This is a genomic window from Pseudomonas oryzihabitans (genome assembly GCF_024652905.1).
Classification (GTDB): Bacteria; Pseudomonadota; Gammaproteobacteria; order Pseudomonadales; family Pseudomonadaceae; genus Chryseomonas; species Chryseomonas benzopyrenica.
Genome location: NZ_CP102428.1, coordinates 1,799,894 through 1,817,232 on the forward strand (window position 1 = coordinate 1,799,894; position 17,339 = coordinate 1,817,232).

The window sequence follows — 17,339 nt, forward strand, 5'->3', positions numbered from 1 at the left end:
GTCCGTCAACTAATTTTTTAAAAATTTTTAAGCAGAAAGAATGAGTTAGCCGCCACAGAGGCTTCTCTGTTGCCAGCAGGCCCGTCCATGCGAAAATAGCCGACCCTTTTCCGTCACCACCAGAAATCGCCCATGACCGCCCAACTGATCGACGGCAAGTCCATTGCCGCCCGCCTGCGCCAGGATATTGCCCAGCGAGTCTCTCAACGTCGTAGCGCCGGCCTGCGCGCCCCTGGCCTCGCCGTCATCCTGGTCGGCACCGATCCCGCCTCGCGCGTCTATGTGGCGCACAAGCGCAAGGATTGCGAAGAGGTCGGTTTCGACTCCTATGCCCATGACCTGCCGGCCAGCACCACCCAGGCCGAGCTGGAAGCCCTGATCGACCGGCTCAACGACGACACCAGCGTCGACGGCATCCTGCTGCAGCTGCCCCTTCCCGCGCACCTGGATGCTACCCAGCTGCTGGAGCGCATCCGTACCGACAAGGACGTGGACGGCTTCCACCCCTACAACCTGGGTCGTCTGGCGCAGCGCAACCCCCAGCTGCGCCCCTGTACGCCCAAGGGCATCATGACCCTGCTGCACAGCACCGGCGTCGACCTCTATGGTCTGGATGCGGTGGTGGTCGGCGCCTCCAACATCGTCGGCCGTCCCATGGCGCTGGAATTGCTATTGGCCGGCTGCACCGCCACCGTGACCCACAGATTCACCCGCTCCCTCGAACACCATGTCAGCCAGGCCGATCTGGTGGTGGTGGCCGTGGGCAAGCCCGGACTGGTCAAGGGTGAATGGATCAAGCCCGGCGCCATCGTCATCGACGTCGGCATCAATCGCCAGGCCGATGGCCGCCTGGTCGGCGACGTGGAATACGAAAGCGCCTGCGAACGCGCCAGCTGGATCACCCCGGTTCCGGGCGGCGTGGGCCCCATGACGCGGGCCTGCCTGCTGGAAAATACCCTGTACGCAGCCGAGCAGCTGCACAGCTAGCAAAACGGGCCCCGCGGGGCCCGTTCTTCATTCGGCCAGGTTTCAGGGCAGCCAGGACTTCACGCGATCCGGATGGGCCGCGATCCAGGCCTTGGCGGCCTCTTCCGGCTTCTTGCCCTCTTCCACGGCCAGCATCACCTCGTTGACCTCACCGGGTTGCCAGGCGAACTTCTTCAGGAAATCCCAGACTGGTTTGGCCTTGGCTTCCAGGGCCGGGTTGGCCACGGTGTCCACGTGCTCGGAACCGCCGAACACACCCTTGGGATCTTCGAGGAACTTCAGCTTCCACTTGGCGAACATCCAGTGCGGTACCCAGCCCGTCACCACGACGGCCTTCTGGTCCTTCTCGGCGCGGGTCAGCTCGGCGATCATGCCGCTGCCCGAACTGGCCACCAGCTTGTAGTCCAGACCGTAGTCCTTGATCGCCTGGTCGGCCTTGAGCATGACCCCGGCACCGGCGTCGATACCGACGATCCGGCCGCCGAAGTCGGCCTTCTGCGCCTGCAGATCGGCGATACTGTTGGCCTTGACGTACTCCGGCACGATCAGACCGATCTTGGCGTCGGGTGTATTGACGTTCAGATTGACCACCTGGTCCTTCATCTTCTCGTAGTAGGCGCCATGGGTGACCGGCAGCCAGGCGGACAACATGGCATCGAGCTTGCCGCGCGCGACGCCCTGCCACATGATGCCGGCGGCGACCGGCATGAGCTTGACCTCGTAGCCCAGATTCTGGCGGATCACTTCAGCTGCGGTGTGGGTCGTGGCCACGCTATCGGCCCAGCCATCGACATAGCCGATGGTGATTTCGGGCTTGGCCGCCTGAGCCAGGCTCATGGCCGAGGTCAGCGCGACACCGAGTCCTATTCCCAACAGTTTCTTCACCATGCTCATGCAGCAGTCCTCTCGCTATGGAAGTCGGGCGGTTGCCCCACCCCCATCATTCGGGCAATGCAAGATGGCCACTACCGCCTGGACGACGCATAACGACCGGTTAGCGACAGGAGCTGCACTTTCCGCGACATCCGATGTCGCTTGACGCAGCCCGTCGACCGCTCTGTAATCGACGCCTCGCAGAAACCTGCGGCTGCCGATGCAACCTATTGGCGGACCGTTGTCTTACCTACGCTCTCAAGCCCTCTGAAAGGACTCTGTCCATGCGTCTTCCGTTGCGCGTCGCCGCCCTGCTGGGCGCGCTGTTTTCCGGCCTCTGGGGTACCGCGCACGCGGCCGCCGAAGTGGATGCCGCCACCTATGGCTATCCACTGGTCAATCCTTTCGAAGCCACCATCGTCACCACCCCGGAGAAATTCCGGCCCGAGCTGCCGCCCGAAAGCACCATCGACCAGGACGACTACAGCCTCAACCTGCGTCCCGAGCGGGAGTATCAGCTGCCCGGCAACTTCTGGCCGGTGAAGAAATTCCATTACCGGCTCGCACGGCAGGACCATCCGGCCCCGCTGATCTTCCTGATCGCCGGCACCGGGGCCAACTACTCCTCCAGCACCCAGGAATACCTGAAGCGGCTGTATTACGCGGCCGGTTACCACGTGGTGCAGCTGTCGTCGCCTACCAGCTGGGACTTCATGGTGTCGGTATCGCGCACCGCCACGCCGGGCTACACGCCGCACGATGCCGAGGATCTCTATCGCGCCATGCAGGCGGTGCGCGCCCAGCACCCCAAGCTGCCGGTCACCGACTATTACCTGACCGGCTACAGCCTGGGCGGCCTGGATGCCGCCTTCGTCTCCTATCTCGACGAGACCCAGCGCAGCTTCAACTTCAAGAAGGTGCTGATGGTGAATCCGCCGGTCAACCTGCTGACCTCGGTACGCAACCTGGATCGCCTGGTACAGACCGAAGTGAGGGGCGTCACCAACAACCGCACCTTCTATGAGCTGATCCTGTCCAAGCTGACCCGCTACTTCCAGGAGAAGGGCTACGTCGACTTCAACGACGCCGTGGTCCGCGACTTTCAGCGCTCGCCGGAGCGACTGAGCAACGAAGAGCTGGCCATGCTGATCGGCTCGTCCTTCCGTTTCTCGGCGGCGGACATCGCCTTCACCTCCGACCTGATCAACCGGCGCGGCCTGATCACCCCGCCGACCTACCCGATCAGCGAGGGCACCAGCCTGACGCGCTTCTTCGCCCGTTCGCTGCAGTGCGACTTCGACTGCTACATGACCGAGCAGGTCATGCCGTTCTGGCAAAAGAACTTCAAGGGGCAGAACCTCGACGATCTGGCGCGCAAATCCAGCCTCACGGCGCTGGAAGACTATCTGAAGAGCAGCTCCAAGATCGGCGTCATGCACAATGCCGACGACATTATCCTCGGCCCGGGGGACCTGGGTTTCCTGCGCAAGACCTTTGGCGATCGCTTGACCGTCTACCCCCACGGCGGCCATTGCGGCAATCTCAACTACCGCGTCAACGCGAACGCCATGCTGGAGTTCTTCGCCCGTGGTTAAGTCCCTGCTCGCTCTCCTCCTGATGGCCAGTGCTTCGGTATTCGCTGCCGAATCGAGCCCGCCGCCATCCTCCACCCTGACCATCGGCTCGGACACCATGCCGGCCGCTCCCGTGGGCGCCGACGGCTTCAGCAATCCGCTGTCGACCCTCAAGTACAACCCGGGGCTGGATCAGCGCGAATTCGAACGGGCCTCCCTGGTCGCCCTGGACGTCTACGATCCCTTCGAATCCTGGAATCGCCACGTCTACCACTTCAACTACCGGCTGGACGAGTGGGTCCTGCTACCGGTGGTCAACGGCTATCGCTGGATCACCCCGCGCTTCGTGCGTTCGGGCGTGAGCAACTTCTTCAGCAACCTGGGCGACGTCAACAACCTGCTCAACAGCGTGCTGCAGTTCAAGGGCCGCCGCGCCCTGGACACCACCGGCCGGCTGCTGCTCAACACCACCGTCGGGGTGTTCGGCCTGTGGGACCCGGCGACCCGCGTCGGGCTGATCAAGCAGCCGGAAGACTTCGGCCAGACCCTCGGCTTCTATGGCGTGGGCGATGGTCCCTTCCTGATGCTGCCGGTCCTCGGCCCGTCCAACCTGCGCGACACCGGCGGCTTGGCGGTGGATTTCGCCGCCGAGGCGCAGATCAACTTCCTCAACGTCAGCGACGAAAGCGGTCGCCACCCGGAGATCATGGTGCTGCGCGGCATCAACCTCAGGTACGTGACCGACATGAGATACGGCCAGCTCAATTCGCCCTTCGAGTACGAGAAGATCCGCTATTTCTACACCAAGGCGCGGGAACTGCAGATCGCCGAATAAGGCCTAGGCGTTGGCGAGAAAGGCCCGCAGCTCCGGCAGGCGGGCCTGCGCATCGGCCCGCCCCAGCGCCATCAGCTCCTGGCAGTAGGGGGCCTCGAACAGCAGATAGCTGAGCAGGGCGCTCCCCGAAGGCCGATTCACCCCAACCCCCCGCAACAACTGCCGCAACGCCGGCGGCAGGCGCTTGCGGTGCCGGGTGGCGATGTCGCCCAGTGGCTGGCTGGGTGAGATCACCAGCATCTCCACCGGTCGGCACAGGCGACCACTGACCGGATCCCCCGCCGGCAGCGCATTGCTCAGCAGGTTGAGGCGGCGCAGGGTTTCGGTATCGCTGTCCAGGGCATCGACAAAGGTGCTGTTGAGCAGGTGGCCGCCGATCTGCGCCACGGTCGGCGGCCGGCCCTGCACGCCATGCTCCTGGCCACCCGGCGCGCCCAGCCCTATCACCAGGATGCGATCCGCGCCCAGATGCAGCGCCGGACTGATGGGCGCCGTCTGCCGGACCGAGCCATCGCCCAGGAACTCACGCCCCACCTTCACCGGCGGAAAGAACAGCGGAATGGCCGTGCTGGCCAGCAGGTGGTCGACCGCCAGCCGCGCCGGCACCCCGACGCGCCGATGGCGGAACCAGGGATCGAGGACGCCCTGACTCTGGTAGAAGGTCATCGCCTGTCCCGAGGCATAGCCGAAGGCGGTCACCGCCACCGCTCGCAGCGCGCGCTGGCGCAAGGCCGCGGTGATGCCGGAGAAATCCAGCTCGCGACTGAGCAGCGCCCGCAGGGGCGCGTTGTCGAGCAGCGCCAGCGGTTCCTGCCGCCAGGCACCGAACAGGGTCTGCAAGCCGAAGCGCGCCGCCTGGCGGGTCACCCCGCCCCAATCGCTGCGATAGATCATCGCGGTTTCCAGGCCCGACCAGACCGCGGCCAGGCGCTCCACCGCGCGACCGAAATCCAGGGCGCCGCAGCCCAGCACCGCCGCGTTGAGGGCACCGGCCGAGGTGCCGACCAGAATGGGAAAGGGATTCTCGGAGCGCACCGCCAGGGTATCCGCCACCACCTGCAGCACCCCGACCTGATAGGCGGCCCGCGCGCCACCGCCGGCCAGAATCAGCCCCGTGCGCCGCTCGGCGGCCAGGCTCATCTAGCGCCTCTTCTTCGGATACAGCTTGGGCTCGCCAGGCGGGCGGGTCTTGAACCGCCGGTGGGCCCAGAGGTATTGCTCGGGCAGCTGGCTGACGCAGCGTTCCACCCACCGATTGATGCGCAGGCAGTCGGCCTCCTCGCTCTCGCCGGGGAAATCGGCCAGGGGCGGATGGATGACCAGGCGGTAACCCGATCCATCCGCCAGACGCTCCTGGGTGAAGGGCAGCACCCGGGCCCGGCCCAGGCGGGCGAACTTGGTGGTGGCGGTAACGGTAGCGGCCGGAATGCCGAACAGTGGCACGAACAGGCTCTGCTTGGCGCCGTAGTCCTGATCGGGCGCGTACCAGATGGCGCGACCGGCCCGCAGCACCTTGAGCATGGCGCGCACGTCCTCGCGCTCGATAGCGGTGGCGTCCAGGTTGTGGCGCTCGCGACCGCTACGCTGGATGAAGTCGAACAGCGGATTCTTGTGCTGGCGGTACATGCCATCGATGGTATGCCGCTGACCGAGCAGCGCAGCGCCGATTTCCAAGGTGGTGAAATGCAGCGCCATGAGGATCACGCCCTGCCCGTCGCGCTGAGCGGCCTGCAGATGTTCGAGGCCTTCGATATGGGCCAGCCGGGCCAGGCGCTGGCGCGGCCACCACCAGCTCATGGCCATTTCCAGCAGGGCCATGGCGCTGCTGGCGAAGTTGCGCCGCAACAACCGATCGCGCGCCCGCTCGTCGAGCTGGGGAAAACAGAGTTCCAGATTGCGGCGAGCGATGGCCCGGCGCTGGCGGGCGACGTGGTAGAAGATCCAGCCGAGGCCCTGGGCGAGACGCAGCAGCACGCCATAGGGCAGTTGCACCAGCAGCCAGAGCAGGCCAAGCCCCAGCCAGAGCGGCCAGTACCGTGGATTGAGAAAGGCGAGGCGGAAAGACGGCCGCTCCATCGGAACTCCTGCATGAAAAAGTCGCGCCATTCTACAGGCCTCACGCAGATTTCCCGTAGCCTTCACAGTCACGGCCCCCCACACCCGGTGAGGGTTGCGGCACGCGGGGCATCCCGCTATAAGTCCCGCCATCCAAGCACAAGTACCCACCATGACCGCAGCCGATCCTTCCGAAAGCGACTCCGTCTTCCAGCTCAAGGGCAACATGCTCGCCGTGACCGTGCTGGAGCTTCTCCGCAACGACCTGGGCCGCCTGGACCGGCAACTGGCCCAGAAGGTCGCCCAGGCGCCCAATTTCTTCCAGGAAACGCCGTTGGTGCTGGGCCTGGACAAACTCGCCGAGGACGCCGGCCCGCTCGACCTGGGCGCCCTCCTCGATCTCTGCCGTCGCCACGGCCTGCGTACCCTGGCGCTGCGCGCCAGTCGCAGCGGGGATCTGGCCGCCGCCAACGACTACGACCTGCCGATCCTGCCGCCCAGCTCCGGCGGTCGTGAGCGCCAGGTCGACCCACGTGACCGCGAACCGGTCAAGCCAGCCGACCCTGTCGTACCGCCCGCCCCGGCGATCAATCCGACCAAGATCATCACCGCGCCGGTGCGCGGTGGGGTGCAGCTCTATGCCCCGGCTGGAGACCTGGTGGTACTGGCGCCGGTCAGCCCGGGCGCCGAGTTGCTCGCCGACGGCAACATCCACGTCTACGGCCCCATGCGTGGCCGAGCATTGGCGGGCGTAAAAGGTGATACTAAAGCGCGGATTTTCTGCCAGCAGCTGACCGCGGAACTGCTCTCCATCGCCGGCCAGTACAAGGTCGCCGAAGACCTGCGACGCCATCCGCAATGGGGCAATCCGGTACAGGTCGCTTTGGTGGGAGATGTGTTGAACATCACCCGCCTTTAACGGATAATTTCGCGAATTTTTCGCAATTGGCGCCTAAACCGCCAAGGGCAATACGAAGCGCGACACTGCCTGCAATCTCGTCACCGAGGGCACCGAGTCGCTTCAGTTATTACTTTCGATCAAGGTGAATCAGTTTGGCCAAAGTACTCGTAGTCACCTCCGGCAAGGGCGGCGTCGGCAAGACCACCAGCAGCGCTGCCATCGGTACCGGTCTCGCTCTGCGCGGCCACAAGACCGTCATCGTCGACTTCGACGTCGGCCTGCGTAACCTCGACCTGATCATGGGTTGCGAGCGCCGGGTGGTGTATGACTTCGTCAACGTGATCAACAACGAAGCCACCCTGAGCCAAGCCCTGATCAAGGACAAGCGCCTCGAAAACCTGTTCGTGCTGGCTGCCAGCCAGACCCGTGACAAGGACGCCCTGACCCAGGACGGCGTCGAGCGCGTGATCAACGAACTCAAGCAGACCTTCGACTTCATCGTCTGCGACTCTCCCGCAGGGATCGAGAAGGGTGCCCACCTGGCGATGTACTTCGCCGACGAGGCCATCGTGGTCACCAACCCCGAGGTCTCCTCGGTGCGTGACTCCGACCGCATGCTCGGCCTGCTGGCCAGCAAATCGCGCCGCGCCGAAAAGGGCGAGGAAGCCATCAAGGAGCACCTGCTGCTGACCCGCTACAACCCCGAGCGTGTCACCAAGGGCGAGATGCTTGGCGTCGAGGACGTGGAAGAGATCCTGTCCATTCGCCTGCTCGGCGTGATCCCCGAATCCCAGGCGGTGCTCAAGGCCTCGAACCAGGGCATTCCGGTGATTCTCGACGAACAGAGCGACGCCGGTCAGGCTTACAGTGATACCGTGGAGCGACTGCTCGGCAAGGAAGTGGCCTATCGCTTCCTCGACGTGAAGAAGAAAGGCTTCCTGCAACGTCTGTTCGGGGGTGGTGCCGAATGAACATCTTCGACTTCTTTCGCGACCGGAAGAAGCAGAACAGCGCTTCGATAGCCAAGGAACGGCTACAGATCATCGTGGCCCACGAGCGTGGTCGCCACGAGCAGCCGGACTATCTGCCGCAGTTGCAGAAGGACCTGCTGGAAGTGATCCGCAAGTACGTGCCCATCGAGCAGGACCAGATCCAGGTAGAGCTGGAAAACCAGGGCAGCTGCTCCATCCTCGAACTCAACATCACCCTGCCCGACCGCTAATGCGAACCAGGCAGGACAGCGGCGGCCCCAGGGCCGCCGTTGGCGTTTAAGCCCTGTCGAATTTTCGGGCACCTGCCAAGCGGACGCCAGGATTCGAAACCATGGCCTCTAGGAATCCCATGCCTCTCTCCAACATCCGCATCATTCACCAGGACGACGCCCTGCTGGTGGTCGACAAGCCCACCCTGCTGCTGTCGGTCCCCGGTCGCGCCGAAGACAACCGCGATTGCCTGGTGACCCGCCTGCAGGACAACGGCTATCCAGAGGCCCGCATCGTCCATCGACTGGACTGGGAGACCTCCGGGGTCATCGTGCTGGCGCGGGATGCCGACAGTCATCGCGAGCTGTCGCGACAGTTCCATGATCGGGAAACGGAAAAAGCCTACACCGCCCTCTGCTGGGGCGAGCCGGAGGCCAACAGTGGCCGCATCGAATTGCCGCTGCGCTACGACCCGCCGACCAAGCCGCGCCATGTGGTGGATCACGAGCTGGGGCGCCATGCCCTGACCTTCTGGCAGGTACTGGAGCGCCACGGCCACTACAGCCGGGTGGAACTCACCCCCATCACCGGACGGTCGCATCAGCTGCGCGTCCATATGCTGAGCATCGGTCATCCGCTGCTGGGCGATCAGCTCTATGCCGAGGGCGAGGCCCTGGCGGCCCAGCCGCGGCTCTGCCTGCACGCGCGCCTGCTGACGCTGACCCATCCCCTCTCGGGCGAGCGTATGAGCTTTACCAGTCCCGCGCCTTTCTGACCGTCGGTGCTGGCATACTGAGGCGCTCAGCCAAAGGAGTGCCTCTTGTCCTCCTGGACCTCCTACTACGCCGCCACCGCCCAGGGTGCCCCGCGCGACACCCTGCTGCAGGCGCTCGCCTGCTGGTCGAGTCCGCCAGGATTGGCGCTGGATCTGGGCTGTGGCACCGGACGCGATACCCTCGTCTTGCTGGAACGCGGCTGGCAGGTGCTGGCGGTGGATGCCGAGGCCGAAGCCCTGAGCGGATTGCGCCAGCGCGTGCCGGTCCTGCTGCAGGCCCGTCTGGAGACCCGCCAAGAGCGCTTCGAGACGACCAAAATTCCCCGCTGCGACCTCGTCAATTCCAGCTTCGCCCTGCCCTTTTGCGAACCGGCGAGTTTTCCCGCGCTCTGGACCAGGATCACCGCGGCCGTCCGCCCGGGTGGTCTGTTCTGCGGCCAGCTCTTCGGCGAGCGGGACGGCTGGGCCAGCAGGGGCGTGACGGTCGTCGCCGCCGCTGCCCTGGAGCAGCTGCTCCAGGACTGGCAAGTCCTCCAGCATGTCGAGGAGGAAGAGGACGGCCACACCGCGGTCGGACGGTCGAAGCACTGGCACATCCACCACCTGGTGCTGCAGCGCCGTTGAGCCTGGGCGCTACGCTCGACTCCCCTTGGTCCAGAACCTAGACTGAACGCCTTGTCGTCCGGAGTCGTCCATGCGTACCGATCAGATCCAAGGCCTCATCGATTTCCTCTCCACTTCGCCCACGCCCTTCCACGCCACCGCGGCCCTTGCCCGCCGTCTCGAAGCCGCCGGCTACCAGCGCCTGGACGAACGCGAAAGCTGGTCCGTGCAGCCGGGTGGCCGCTACTACGTCACCCGCAACGATTCCTCGCTGATCGCCGTGCGCCTGGGCGCCCAGCCGCTGGAGCGCGGCCTGCGCCTGGTCGGCGCCCATACCGACAGCCCCTGCCTCAAGGTCAAGCCGCAGCCGGAGCTGCAGCGGCAGGGCTTCTGGCAACTGGGGGTCGAGGTCTACGGCGGCATGCTGATGGCGCCCTGGTTCGACCGCGACCTGTCCCTGGCGGGCCGGGTGACCTATCGCGCCGCGGGTCGGGTGCAGAGTCGGCTGATCGACTTCCGCAAGCCGCTGGCGATCATCCCCAACCTGGCCATCCACCTCAATCGCGAGGCCAACCAGGGCTGGGCCATCAACGCCCAGAACGAGCTGCCGCCGATCCTGGCCCAGGTGCCGGCCGGCGAGCGGCGCGACTTCCGCGCCCTGCTGGCCGCGCGCCTGCAGCAGGAACACGGCATAGACCAAGCCGAGGTGCTGGATTTCGAACTGAGCTTCTATGATGTCCAGCCCGCCGCCCTGATCGGGCTGGACGATGACTTCATCGCCGCCGCTCGCCTGGACAACCTGCTGTCCTGCCATGCGGGTCTGGAAGCCCTGCTGGCCGCCGAGGGCGACGAGAACGCCGTGCTGGTCTGCACCGATCACGAGGAAGTGGGCTCCACCTCCTGCTGCGGCGCCGATGGTCCCTTCCTCGAACAGGTGCTGCAACGCCTGCTGCCCGCCGGGGATGCCTTTACCCGCACCCTGCAACGTTCGCTGCTGATCTCGGCCGACAACGCCCATGGCGTGCACCCCAACTATGCCGACAAGCACGATGGCAACCACGGCCCGAAACTGAACGGCGGCCCGGTGATCAAGGTGAACGCCAACCAGCGCTATGCCACCAGCAGCGAAACCGCGGCCTTCTTCCGCGACCTCTGCCAACGCGAAGCGGTGCCGGTACAGAGCTTCGTGGTACGCAGCGACATGGGGTGCGGCTCCACCATCGGCCCCATCACCGCCGGTCAGCTGGGAGTGCGCACCGTGGACATCGGCCTGCCCACCTTCGCCATGCATTCCATCCGCGAATTGGCCGGCAGCCACGACCTCGGCCATCTGATCAAGGTGCTGACGGCCTTCTATGCGAGCAGCGAACTGCCGCTCTGAAGCCAGCCTAGTCCGGTACTTCGACCCTGACCTGGATGGCGTCGTGCCGCCAGAATTCCAGGTCGCAATCGATCAGTCGCCCCTGCTGGTCGTGGTTGATGCGGGTGATATGCAGCGCCGGACTGCCCTGCGCCACCCGCAGCGCCTGGGCCGCCTCCGGCAGCAGCGCCGTCGGCAGGATCTCGAAGCGCACCTCGCCGTAGCGGATGTCGTAGCGGTCGCGATACAGCTCGGTGAGGGAACGCTGCAGGTCGTGCTCCAGCAAGCCCGGGAAGTAGGCCGCATTGAGGTAGTGCTCGACATAGAGCACCAGCCGGCCGTCCACGCGGCGCACCCGGCGGATCTGATAGACGCTGGACAACGCCGGTAACTCCAGCAGGCGACATATCTCCGCGGACGCCAGCATCTGCCGCGCCGCCAACACCTCGGTGGCCGGTCGACGACCCTGGGCTTCCACCATGGCGTGGAAATGGGTGCGGGCCAGGGGGTTGTAGGCCAGGCGTGGCGGCGCAACGAACCAGCCGCGCCGCTCTTCGCGATAGATCAGGCCCAGGGCTTCCAGTTGCAACAGGGCCTCACGCAGGGTGATGCGGGTGGTGGCGAACAGCTCGCTCAGCTGGCGCTCGGACGGCAAGCGCTCCATCGCCAGCAGCAGGCCATGGGCGATCTGCTCCTGCAGCGCCTGGCGGATGGCGCTGGCGCCCGGCGCACCTCTTTGGACTAGACCAGCTTCGGATTGGTGCACCCGGAACGCCTCGACTAGGGTTTGCTGGGAGACTAGGGCGGCCAGATGACCGCTTGGTGACGACTGCAGCGCCGGTGCCAGCGGTGGAACGGGGCGAACTGCCATCAAATCGTCATACCTCGCTCCTAGATTGGCCGGTGTCTTGCTGACCTAGACCAAGCCCTAACACCTGGAGCGCCCGTATGACCCGTCTGCTTGCTTCCTTGTTGGCCACTGCTGTTGCGGTACAGGCCGGTACCGCCTTCGCCGATACCGTCGATCTCAAAGCCCTCGAAGCCGCCGCCCGCAAGGAAGGCCAGGTGAACAGCGTCGGCATGCCCGATACCTGGGCGAACTGGAAAGGCACCTGGCAGGACCTGGAGCAGAAGTACGGCCTCAAGCACCAGGACACCGACATGAGCTCCGCCCAGGAGATCGCCAAATTCGCCGCCGAAGGCGAAAACGCCTCCGCCGACATTGGTGACGTCGGTGCCTCCTTCGGCCCCATCGCCGTGCAGAAGGGCGTTACCCAGCCCTACAAGCCCAGTACCTGGGAGCAGATCCCCAGTTGGGCCAAGGACAGCGACGGCCACTGGGCGCTGGCCTACACTGGCACCATCGCCTTCATCGTCAACAAGCAGACCGTCAAGGACGTGCCCCACTCCTGGGCCGACCTGCTCAAGGGCACCTACAAGGTCACCATCGGTGACGTAAGTGCCGCCTCCCAGGCGGTGAGCGGCGTGCTGGCCGCGGCCTACGCCAACGGCGGCGACGAGAAGAACATCAAGCCGGCGCTGGATTTCTTCGCCAAGCTGGCCAAGCAGGGCCGCCTGTCCTTCACCAACCCGGTGGTGGCCAACCTCGAGAAAGGCGAGGTAGAGGTGGGCGTGGTCTGGGACTTCAATGCCCTGAACTACCGGGACCAGATCGACCGCTCGCGCTTCGAGGTGCTGATACCCTCCGACGGCTCGGTGACCTCCGGCTACACCACCATCATCAACAAGTACGCCAAGCACCCCAATGCCGCCAAGCTGGCCCGTGAGTACATCTTCTCCGACGCGGGCCAGATCAACCTGGCCGAGGGCTATGCCCGACCGATCCGCGCCGAGCACCTGACCCTGCCGGCGGACGTCCAGGCCAAGCTACTGCCCCAGGCGCAATACGCCAAGGCGCGCCCCATCACCGACGCCAAGGCCTGGGAAGAGACTTCCAAGCGCCTGCCACGGCTCTGGCAGGAACACGTCCTGATCAACATGCAGCAGTGACGTCATGAAGGTCATCCTGGTCGTGCTGGACGGACTCGCCCTGAGGGTCGCCGAACACGGACTCGGCTTCCTTCAGGCGCTGTGCCTGGCCGGCCGGGGTCGCCTCTACCGCCTGGAGTGCGAGTTGCCTTCGCTCTCCCGGCCGCTCTACGAATGCCTGCTCACCGGGGTGCCACCGGTGAGCAGCGGCATCGTCCACAACGGTGTCAATCGACTCTCGACCGAGACCAGCCTGTTCCATCTGGCGCGGGCCGCCGGTCTCACCACCGCGGCAGCCGCCTATCACTGGGTCAGCGAACTCTATAACCGCAGCCCCTTCGAGCCGGGCCGGGACAGGCACGTCAGCGACACCGGCCTGCCGATCCAGCACGGCCACTTCTACTACGCCGACCACTACCCGGATTCCCACCTGTTCGACGACGCCGAGCACCTGCGCCTCACCCATGCCCCGGACATCCTGCTGGTGCATCCGATGAACATCGACGACGCGGGCCACAAGCACGGTCTCTCCAGCCCCGAATACCGCAATGCCGCGCGCCGCGCCGATGGCCTGTTGTCACACTATCTGCCTACCTGGCTGGACGCCGGCTACCAGGTGCTGGTGACCGCCGATCACGGCATGAACGATGACCGTAGCCATGGCGGGACGCTAGCGGAAGAACGCGAGGTTCCGCTGTTCGTGTTCGGCGAAGGCTTCTCCCTGGGCGAGGCCACGCCGCGGCAGGTGGAGATATGCGGAACGGTGTGCAGCCTGCTGGGGCTGGCCCACGACAAACCCTGGTGCCGGGAGCTGCTGGCATGAAGCGGCCCTGGCTCGCCCTGCTGCTGATCCTGCCTTTCCTGCTGGTGTTCGGCGCCTTCCAGCTGGCGCCCCTGACCTGGATCGCCTTCAACAGTTTCGACTCCAGCGAAAGCGGCTGGGGCCTGGGCAATTACGCCGAGATCCTCGGCTCGCCCTTTTACCTGCAGGCCATCCGCTTCTCCCTGGAGATCTCGCTCTGGTCCAGCGTCTGCGGCCTGCTCATCGCCCTGGTCGGTGCCTATTCGCTGACGCGGGTGGACTCGCGACTGCGCGGCTTCGTGGTGGCCTTCACCAACATGACCAGCAACTTCGCCGGGGTACCGCTGGCCTTCGCCTTCATCATCCTGCTGGGCATCAATGGCTGCCTGACCCTGGCGCTCAAGCAGCTGGGACTGATCGAGAGCTTCAACCTCTACACCAAGGGCGGCCTGATCCTCATCTACACCTACTTCCAGATCCCCCTGGGCGTATTGCTGCTGTTTCCGGCCTTCGAGGCCCTGAAGCAGGACTGGCGCGATGCGGCAGCGCTGCTCGGCGCCGGCACCTGGCAATACTGGCGGCATATCGGCCTGCCGGTGCTCAGCCCGGCGCTGGTGGGCACCTTCATCATCCTGCTGGCCAACGCCCTGGGCGCCTACGCCACCGTCTACGCCCTCACCGTGGGCAACTTCAACGTGGTGCCGGTGCGCATCGCCGCCCTGGTCTCCGGCGACATCTATCTGGAGCCCAACCTGGCCGCCGCCCTGGCCATGCTGCTGGTGGCCTTCATGACCCTGATCACCCTCGTCCATCAGTGGCTGCTGCGGCGGAGTCGTCATGTCCAGAGCTGAGCGCCTCTATCATCGCCTGGTGGTCTGGCTGCTGTTTCTGATCCTGTTCGCACCCCTGGCCGCGACCCTGGTCTATTCCCTCGCCACCCAGTGGTCGGCGACCCTGCTGCCGGCCGGCTTCACGTTCAAGTGGTATCTGCAGCTGTGGAGCGATCCGCGCTTTCTCGCCGCCTTCGGTCGTTCCCTGGCGATCTGCTTTGGCGCCCTGGCGCTTTCCTGCGTGCTGATCCTGCCCGCCATGTTCGCCATCGCCTACCACTTCCCGCGGCTGGATGCGTTGATGAACGTGCTGATCCTTTTGCCCTTCGCGGTACCTCCGGTGGTCTCGGCGGTGGGTCTGCTGCAGCTCTATGCCGGGGGCCCACTGCCGCTGACCGGCACACCCTGGATCCTGGTGTTCTGTTATTTCACCATCGCCCTGCCCTTCATGTACCGCGCCATCAGCAACAACCTCCAGGCGCTGAATCTGCGTGACCTGATGGACGCCGCCCACCTGCTCGGCGCCAGTTCCTGGCGCGCCGCCCTGCTGGTGGTGCTGCCCAATCTGCGCACCGGGCTGATGGTGGCGCTGTTCCTGTCCTTTTCCTTTCTCATCGGCGAATTCGTCTTCGCCAACCTACTGGTGGGGACGCGCTACGAGACCCTGCAGATCTACCTCTACAACCTGCGCAACGGCAGCGGCCACCTCACCAGCGCCCTGGTCATTTCCTACTTCTTCGCGGTGCTGCTGATGACCTGGATCGCCAATCGCCTCAATCGGGAGCGGACATGAGCTATCTCGCGGTCAAGGGACTGCACAAGCGCTACGGCGCCAACACCCTGTTCACCGACATCGAATTCCACGCCGAACAAGGCGAACTCGTCACCCTCCTGGGGCCCTCCGGCTGCGGCAAGTCCACCCTGCTGCGCTGCCTGGCCGGCCTCACCGAGGTCGATCGCGGTGCCATCGTGCTGGCTGGCCAGGACATCACCAAGCTGCCACCACAACGCCGTGGTATCGCCATGGTGTTCCAGAGCTATGCCCTGTTCCCCAACATGACCGTGGCGCAGAACGTCGCCTTCGGCCTGCGCATGCAACGGCTGGCGCGGGACGAAATCGGGCAGCGGGTGGGCGAGGCCCTGACCCTGGTAGAACTGCAGGGCTTCGCCGAGCGCTATCCGCATCAGCTCTCCGGTGGCCAGTGCCAGCGCGTGGCCCTGGCGCGCTCGCTGATCGTGCGGCCGCGCCTGCTGCTGCTCGACGAACCCCTCTCAGCGCTGGATGCCCGCATCCGTCGCCACCTGCGTGAACAGATCCGCGCCATCCAGCAGGAGCTGGGCCTGACCACGGTGTTCGTCACCCATGATCAGGAAGAAGCCCTGACCCTGTCCGATCGCATCGTGCTGATGCGCGAAGGACGCATCGTCCAGAGCGGCGATGCCGAGACGCTCTACACCGCGCCGGTGGATGCCTTCGCCGCCGGCTTCATCGGCAACTACAACCTGCTCAGCGCCGACCAGGCCAGCCGGCTGTTCGGCCAGACCTTTCAGGGGCAGGTGGCGATTCGCCCCGAGGCCATCCGCCTCGGCGTGGCGGGTGGCTTCAACGGCCGCATCGTCGGCCACAGCCTGCTGGGTAACGTGATCCGCTACCGGATCGCCACCGAAGCCGGCGAACTCAATGTCGACGTTCTCAACCATGGCCCGACGGCCTTGCAGCCGAACGGCACAGCCGTCACCCTGGCCGTCGATTCCGACAGCCTGAGAGAAGTGGCATGACCCTGGCGATTTTCGATCTCGACGAAACCCTTATCGACGGTGACTGCTCCAGTCTCTGGAGCCAGCAGATGGGCGTCCTTGGCTGGGTCGACCGCGAGTCCTACGTGCGGCGCGACAGCGAGCTGATGGCGGCCTATGCCCAGGGCGAACTGGCCATGGAAGACTACATGGCCTTCCACCTCGAACCCCTGGTGGGCCGCACGCCCGAAGAGGTGGATTTCGAGGTCGGACCCTGGGTCGAGGACGTCATCGAACCGCTGATCTTCAGCGACGCCATGAAGTGCATCGCCGCCCACCGCGCCGCTGGCGACCGGGTGATCATCGTCTCGGCCTCCGGGGTGCATCTGGTGGAGCCCATCGCCGAACGTCTCGGCGTGGAAGAGGTGCTGGCCATCGACCTGCAGGTCAGCCACGGCGTCTACAGCGGCCAGGTGGAGGGGGTCATGACCTTTCGCGAAGGCAAGCTCACCCGGCTGCTGGAACTGCTCGGCGGCGACCGCAGCCTGCTGGATTCCGCCAGCTTCTACTCCGACTCACGCAACGACCTGCCGCTGCTGGAAGCAGTGGGCAAGCCACACGTGGTCAACCCCGATCCGGTACTGCGCGAACGCGCCACAGCGGCCGGCTGGCCGATCCTCAGCTGGCGGTAACTCGCATCGCGACAGCTCCTGCGGGGTGCCGGTGTTTTCGTAGGTTGGGTTGAGAGGGCTTTATCGTCGAAGCCCAACATGGCCGACTCCGAGCAGGACCCGTTGGGCTTCGCTGCGCTCAACC

Annotated in this window: 19 protein-coding genes; 15 read left to right on the top strand and 4 right to left on the bottom strand. The window is 65.3% G+C overall.

Annotated elements, in window-relative coordinates:
- Positions 1–132: 132 nt before the first annotated feature.
- Positions 133–987 (top strand): bifunctional methylenetetrahydrofolate dehydrogenase/methenyltetrahydrofolate cyclohydrolase FolD, encoded by an 855-nt coding sequence (gene folD / locus NRG74_RS08360; RefSeq protein WP_017642802.1) that lies wholly within the window; start codon positions 133–135, stop codon positions 985–987.
- 42 nt (positions 988–1,029) lie between these two features.
- On the opposite strand, the gene NRG74_RS08365 is transcribed toward folD, so the two are convergent.
- A complete protein-coding gene (locus NRG74_RS08365) occupies positions 1,030–1,875 on the bottom strand; it encodes a glycine betaine ABC transporter substrate-binding protein (protein ID WP_423814414.1) in 846 nt (281 codons plus the stop codon).
- 269 nt (positions 1,876–2,144) lie between these two features.
- Here NRG74_RS08365 and NRG74_RS08370 point away from each other — a divergent pair, with 269 nt between their 5' ends.
- On the top strand, positions 2,145–3,455 hold the full coding sequence (locus tag NRG74_RS08370) for an alpha/beta fold hydrolase (protein WP_160923094.1): 1,311 nt from the start codon (positions 2,145–2,147) through the stop codon (positions 3,453–3,455).
- Between the two features lie 97 nt (positions 3,456–3,552).
- On the top strand, positions 3,553–4,269 hold the full coding sequence (locus NRG74_RS08375) for an MlaA family lipoprotein (protein ID WP_231893032.1): 717 nt from the start codon (positions 3,553–3,555) through the stop codon (positions 4,267–4,269).
- 3 nt (positions 4,270–4,272) lie between these two features.
- On the opposite strand, the gene NRG74_RS08380 is transcribed toward NRG74_RS08375, so the two are convergent.
- Complete coding sequence (locus NRG74_RS08380; RefSeq protein WP_257706272.1) at positions 4,273–5,409, bottom strand: patatin-like phospholipase family protein; 1,137 nt, start codon at positions 5,407–5,409, stop codon at positions 4,273–4,275.
- Positions 5,410–6,345, bottom strand: a complete 936-nt coding sequence (locus NRG74_RS08385) for a lipid A biosynthesis lauroyl acyltransferase (protein ID WP_257706273.1) — start codon at positions 6,343–6,345, stop codon at positions 5,410–5,412. It abuts the gene before it with no gap.
- A gap of 151 nt (positions 6,346–6,496) precedes the next feature.
- On the opposite strand from NRG74_RS08385, the gene minC reads away from it, so the two are divergent.
- The 6 genes from minC to NRG74_RS08415 all read left to right on the top strand — a co-directional run bounded on the left by minC (position 6,497) and on the right by NRG74_RS08415 (position 11,186).
- A complete protein-coding gene (gene minC / locus NRG74_RS08390; RefSeq protein ID WP_257706274.1) occupies positions 6,497–7,243 on the top strand; it encodes a septum site-determining protein MinC in 747 nt (248 codons plus the stop codon).
- A 134-nt stretch (positions 7,244–7,377) separates the two neighbouring features.
- Positions 7,378–8,196 (top strand): septum site-determining protein MinD, encoded by an 819-nt coding sequence (gene minD, locus NRG74_RS08395; RefSeq protein WP_017642794.1) that lies wholly within the window; start codon positions 7,378–7,380, stop codon positions 8,194–8,196.
- Complete coding sequence (gene minE / locus NRG74_RS08400) at positions 8,193–8,447, top strand: cell division topological specificity factor MinE (RefSeq protein WP_017642793.1); 255 nt, start codon at positions 8,193–8,195, stop codon at positions 8,445–8,447. The genes minD and minE overlap by 4 nt, the downstream gene beginning before the upstream one ends.
- Positions 8,448–8,566: 119 nt before the next feature.
- The gene (locus tag NRG74_RS08405; protein ID WP_160923090.1) at positions 8,567–9,202 is read left to right on the top strand and encodes an RluA family pseudouridine synthase; all 636 of its coding nucleotides are present in this window, start codon (positions 8,567–8,569) and stop codon (positions 9,200–9,202) included.
- A gap of 45 nt (positions 9,203–9,247) precedes the next feature.
- Positions 9,248–9,826: a class I SAM-dependent methyltransferase gene (locus NRG74_RS08410; protein WP_160923089.1), complete on the top strand. Its 579-nt coding sequence runs from the start codon at positions 9,248–9,250 to the stop codon at positions 9,824–9,826.
- Positions 9,827–9,896: 70 nt separating this feature from the next.
- On the top strand, positions 9,897–11,186 hold the full coding sequence (locus NRG74_RS08415) for a M18 family aminopeptidase (protein WP_017642790.1): 1,290 nt from the start codon (positions 9,897–9,899) through the stop codon (positions 11,184–11,186).
- A 7-nt stretch (positions 11,187–11,193) separates the two neighbouring features.
- Here NRG74_RS08415 and NRG74_RS08420 read toward each other — a convergent pair whose 3' ends face one another.
- Positions 11,194–11,931 carry a UTRA domain-containing protein gene (locus tag NRG74_RS08420; RefSeq protein ID WP_017642789.1) on the bottom strand — a complete coding sequence of 246 codons (738 nt, stop codon included), beginning with the start codon at positions 11,929–11,931 and terminating at the stop codon, positions 11,194–11,196.
- Between the two features lie 182 nt (positions 11,932–12,113).
- Here NRG74_RS08420 and NRG74_RS08425 point away from each other — a divergent pair, with 182 nt between their 5' ends.
- The 6 genes from NRG74_RS08425 to NRG74_RS08450 are packed head-to-tail and all read left to right on the top strand — an operon-like array spanning position 12,114 to position 17,215.
- Positions 12,114–13,175 (top strand): ABC transporter substrate-binding protein, encoded by a 1,062-nt coding sequence (locus NRG74_RS08425; RefSeq protein WP_160923087.1) that lies wholly within the window; start codon positions 12,114–12,116, stop codon positions 13,173–13,175.
- 4 nt (positions 13,176–13,179) lie between these two features.
- Positions 13,180–13,977 carry an alkaline phosphatase family protein gene (locus tag NRG74_RS08430; RefSeq protein WP_160923086.1) on the top strand — a complete coding sequence of 266 codons (798 nt, stop codon included), beginning with the start codon at positions 13,180–13,182 and terminating at the stop codon, positions 13,975–13,977.
- Positions 13,974–14,807: an ABC transporter permease gene (locus NRG74_RS08435; protein ID WP_093249171.1), complete on the top strand. Its 834-nt coding sequence runs from the start codon at positions 13,974–13,976 to the stop codon at positions 14,805–14,807. Before NRG74_RS08430 ends, NRG74_RS08435 begins: the two co-directional genes overlap by 4 nt.
- Positions 14,794–15,579, top strand: coding sequence for an ABC transporter permease (locus tag NRG74_RS08440; protein ID WP_059314502.1), 786 nt, complete (start codon positions 14,794–14,796; stop codon positions 15,577–15,579). Before NRG74_RS08435 ends, NRG74_RS08440 begins: the two co-directional genes overlap by 14 nt.
- Positions 15,576–16,565: an ABC transporter ATP-binding protein gene (locus NRG74_RS08445; protein WP_017642784.1), complete on the top strand. Its 990-nt coding sequence runs from the start codon at positions 15,576–15,578 to the stop codon at positions 16,563–16,565. Before NRG74_RS08440 ends, NRG74_RS08445 begins: the two co-directional genes overlap by 4 nt.
- Complete coding sequence (locus tag NRG74_RS08450) at positions 16,562–17,215, top strand: HAD family hydrolase (RefSeq protein ID WP_257706275.1); 654 nt, start codon at positions 16,562–16,564, stop codon at positions 17,213–17,215. The genes NRG74_RS08445 and NRG74_RS08450 overlap by 4 nt, the downstream gene beginning before the upstream one ends.
- Positions 17,216–17,339 lie beyond the last annotated feature (124 nt).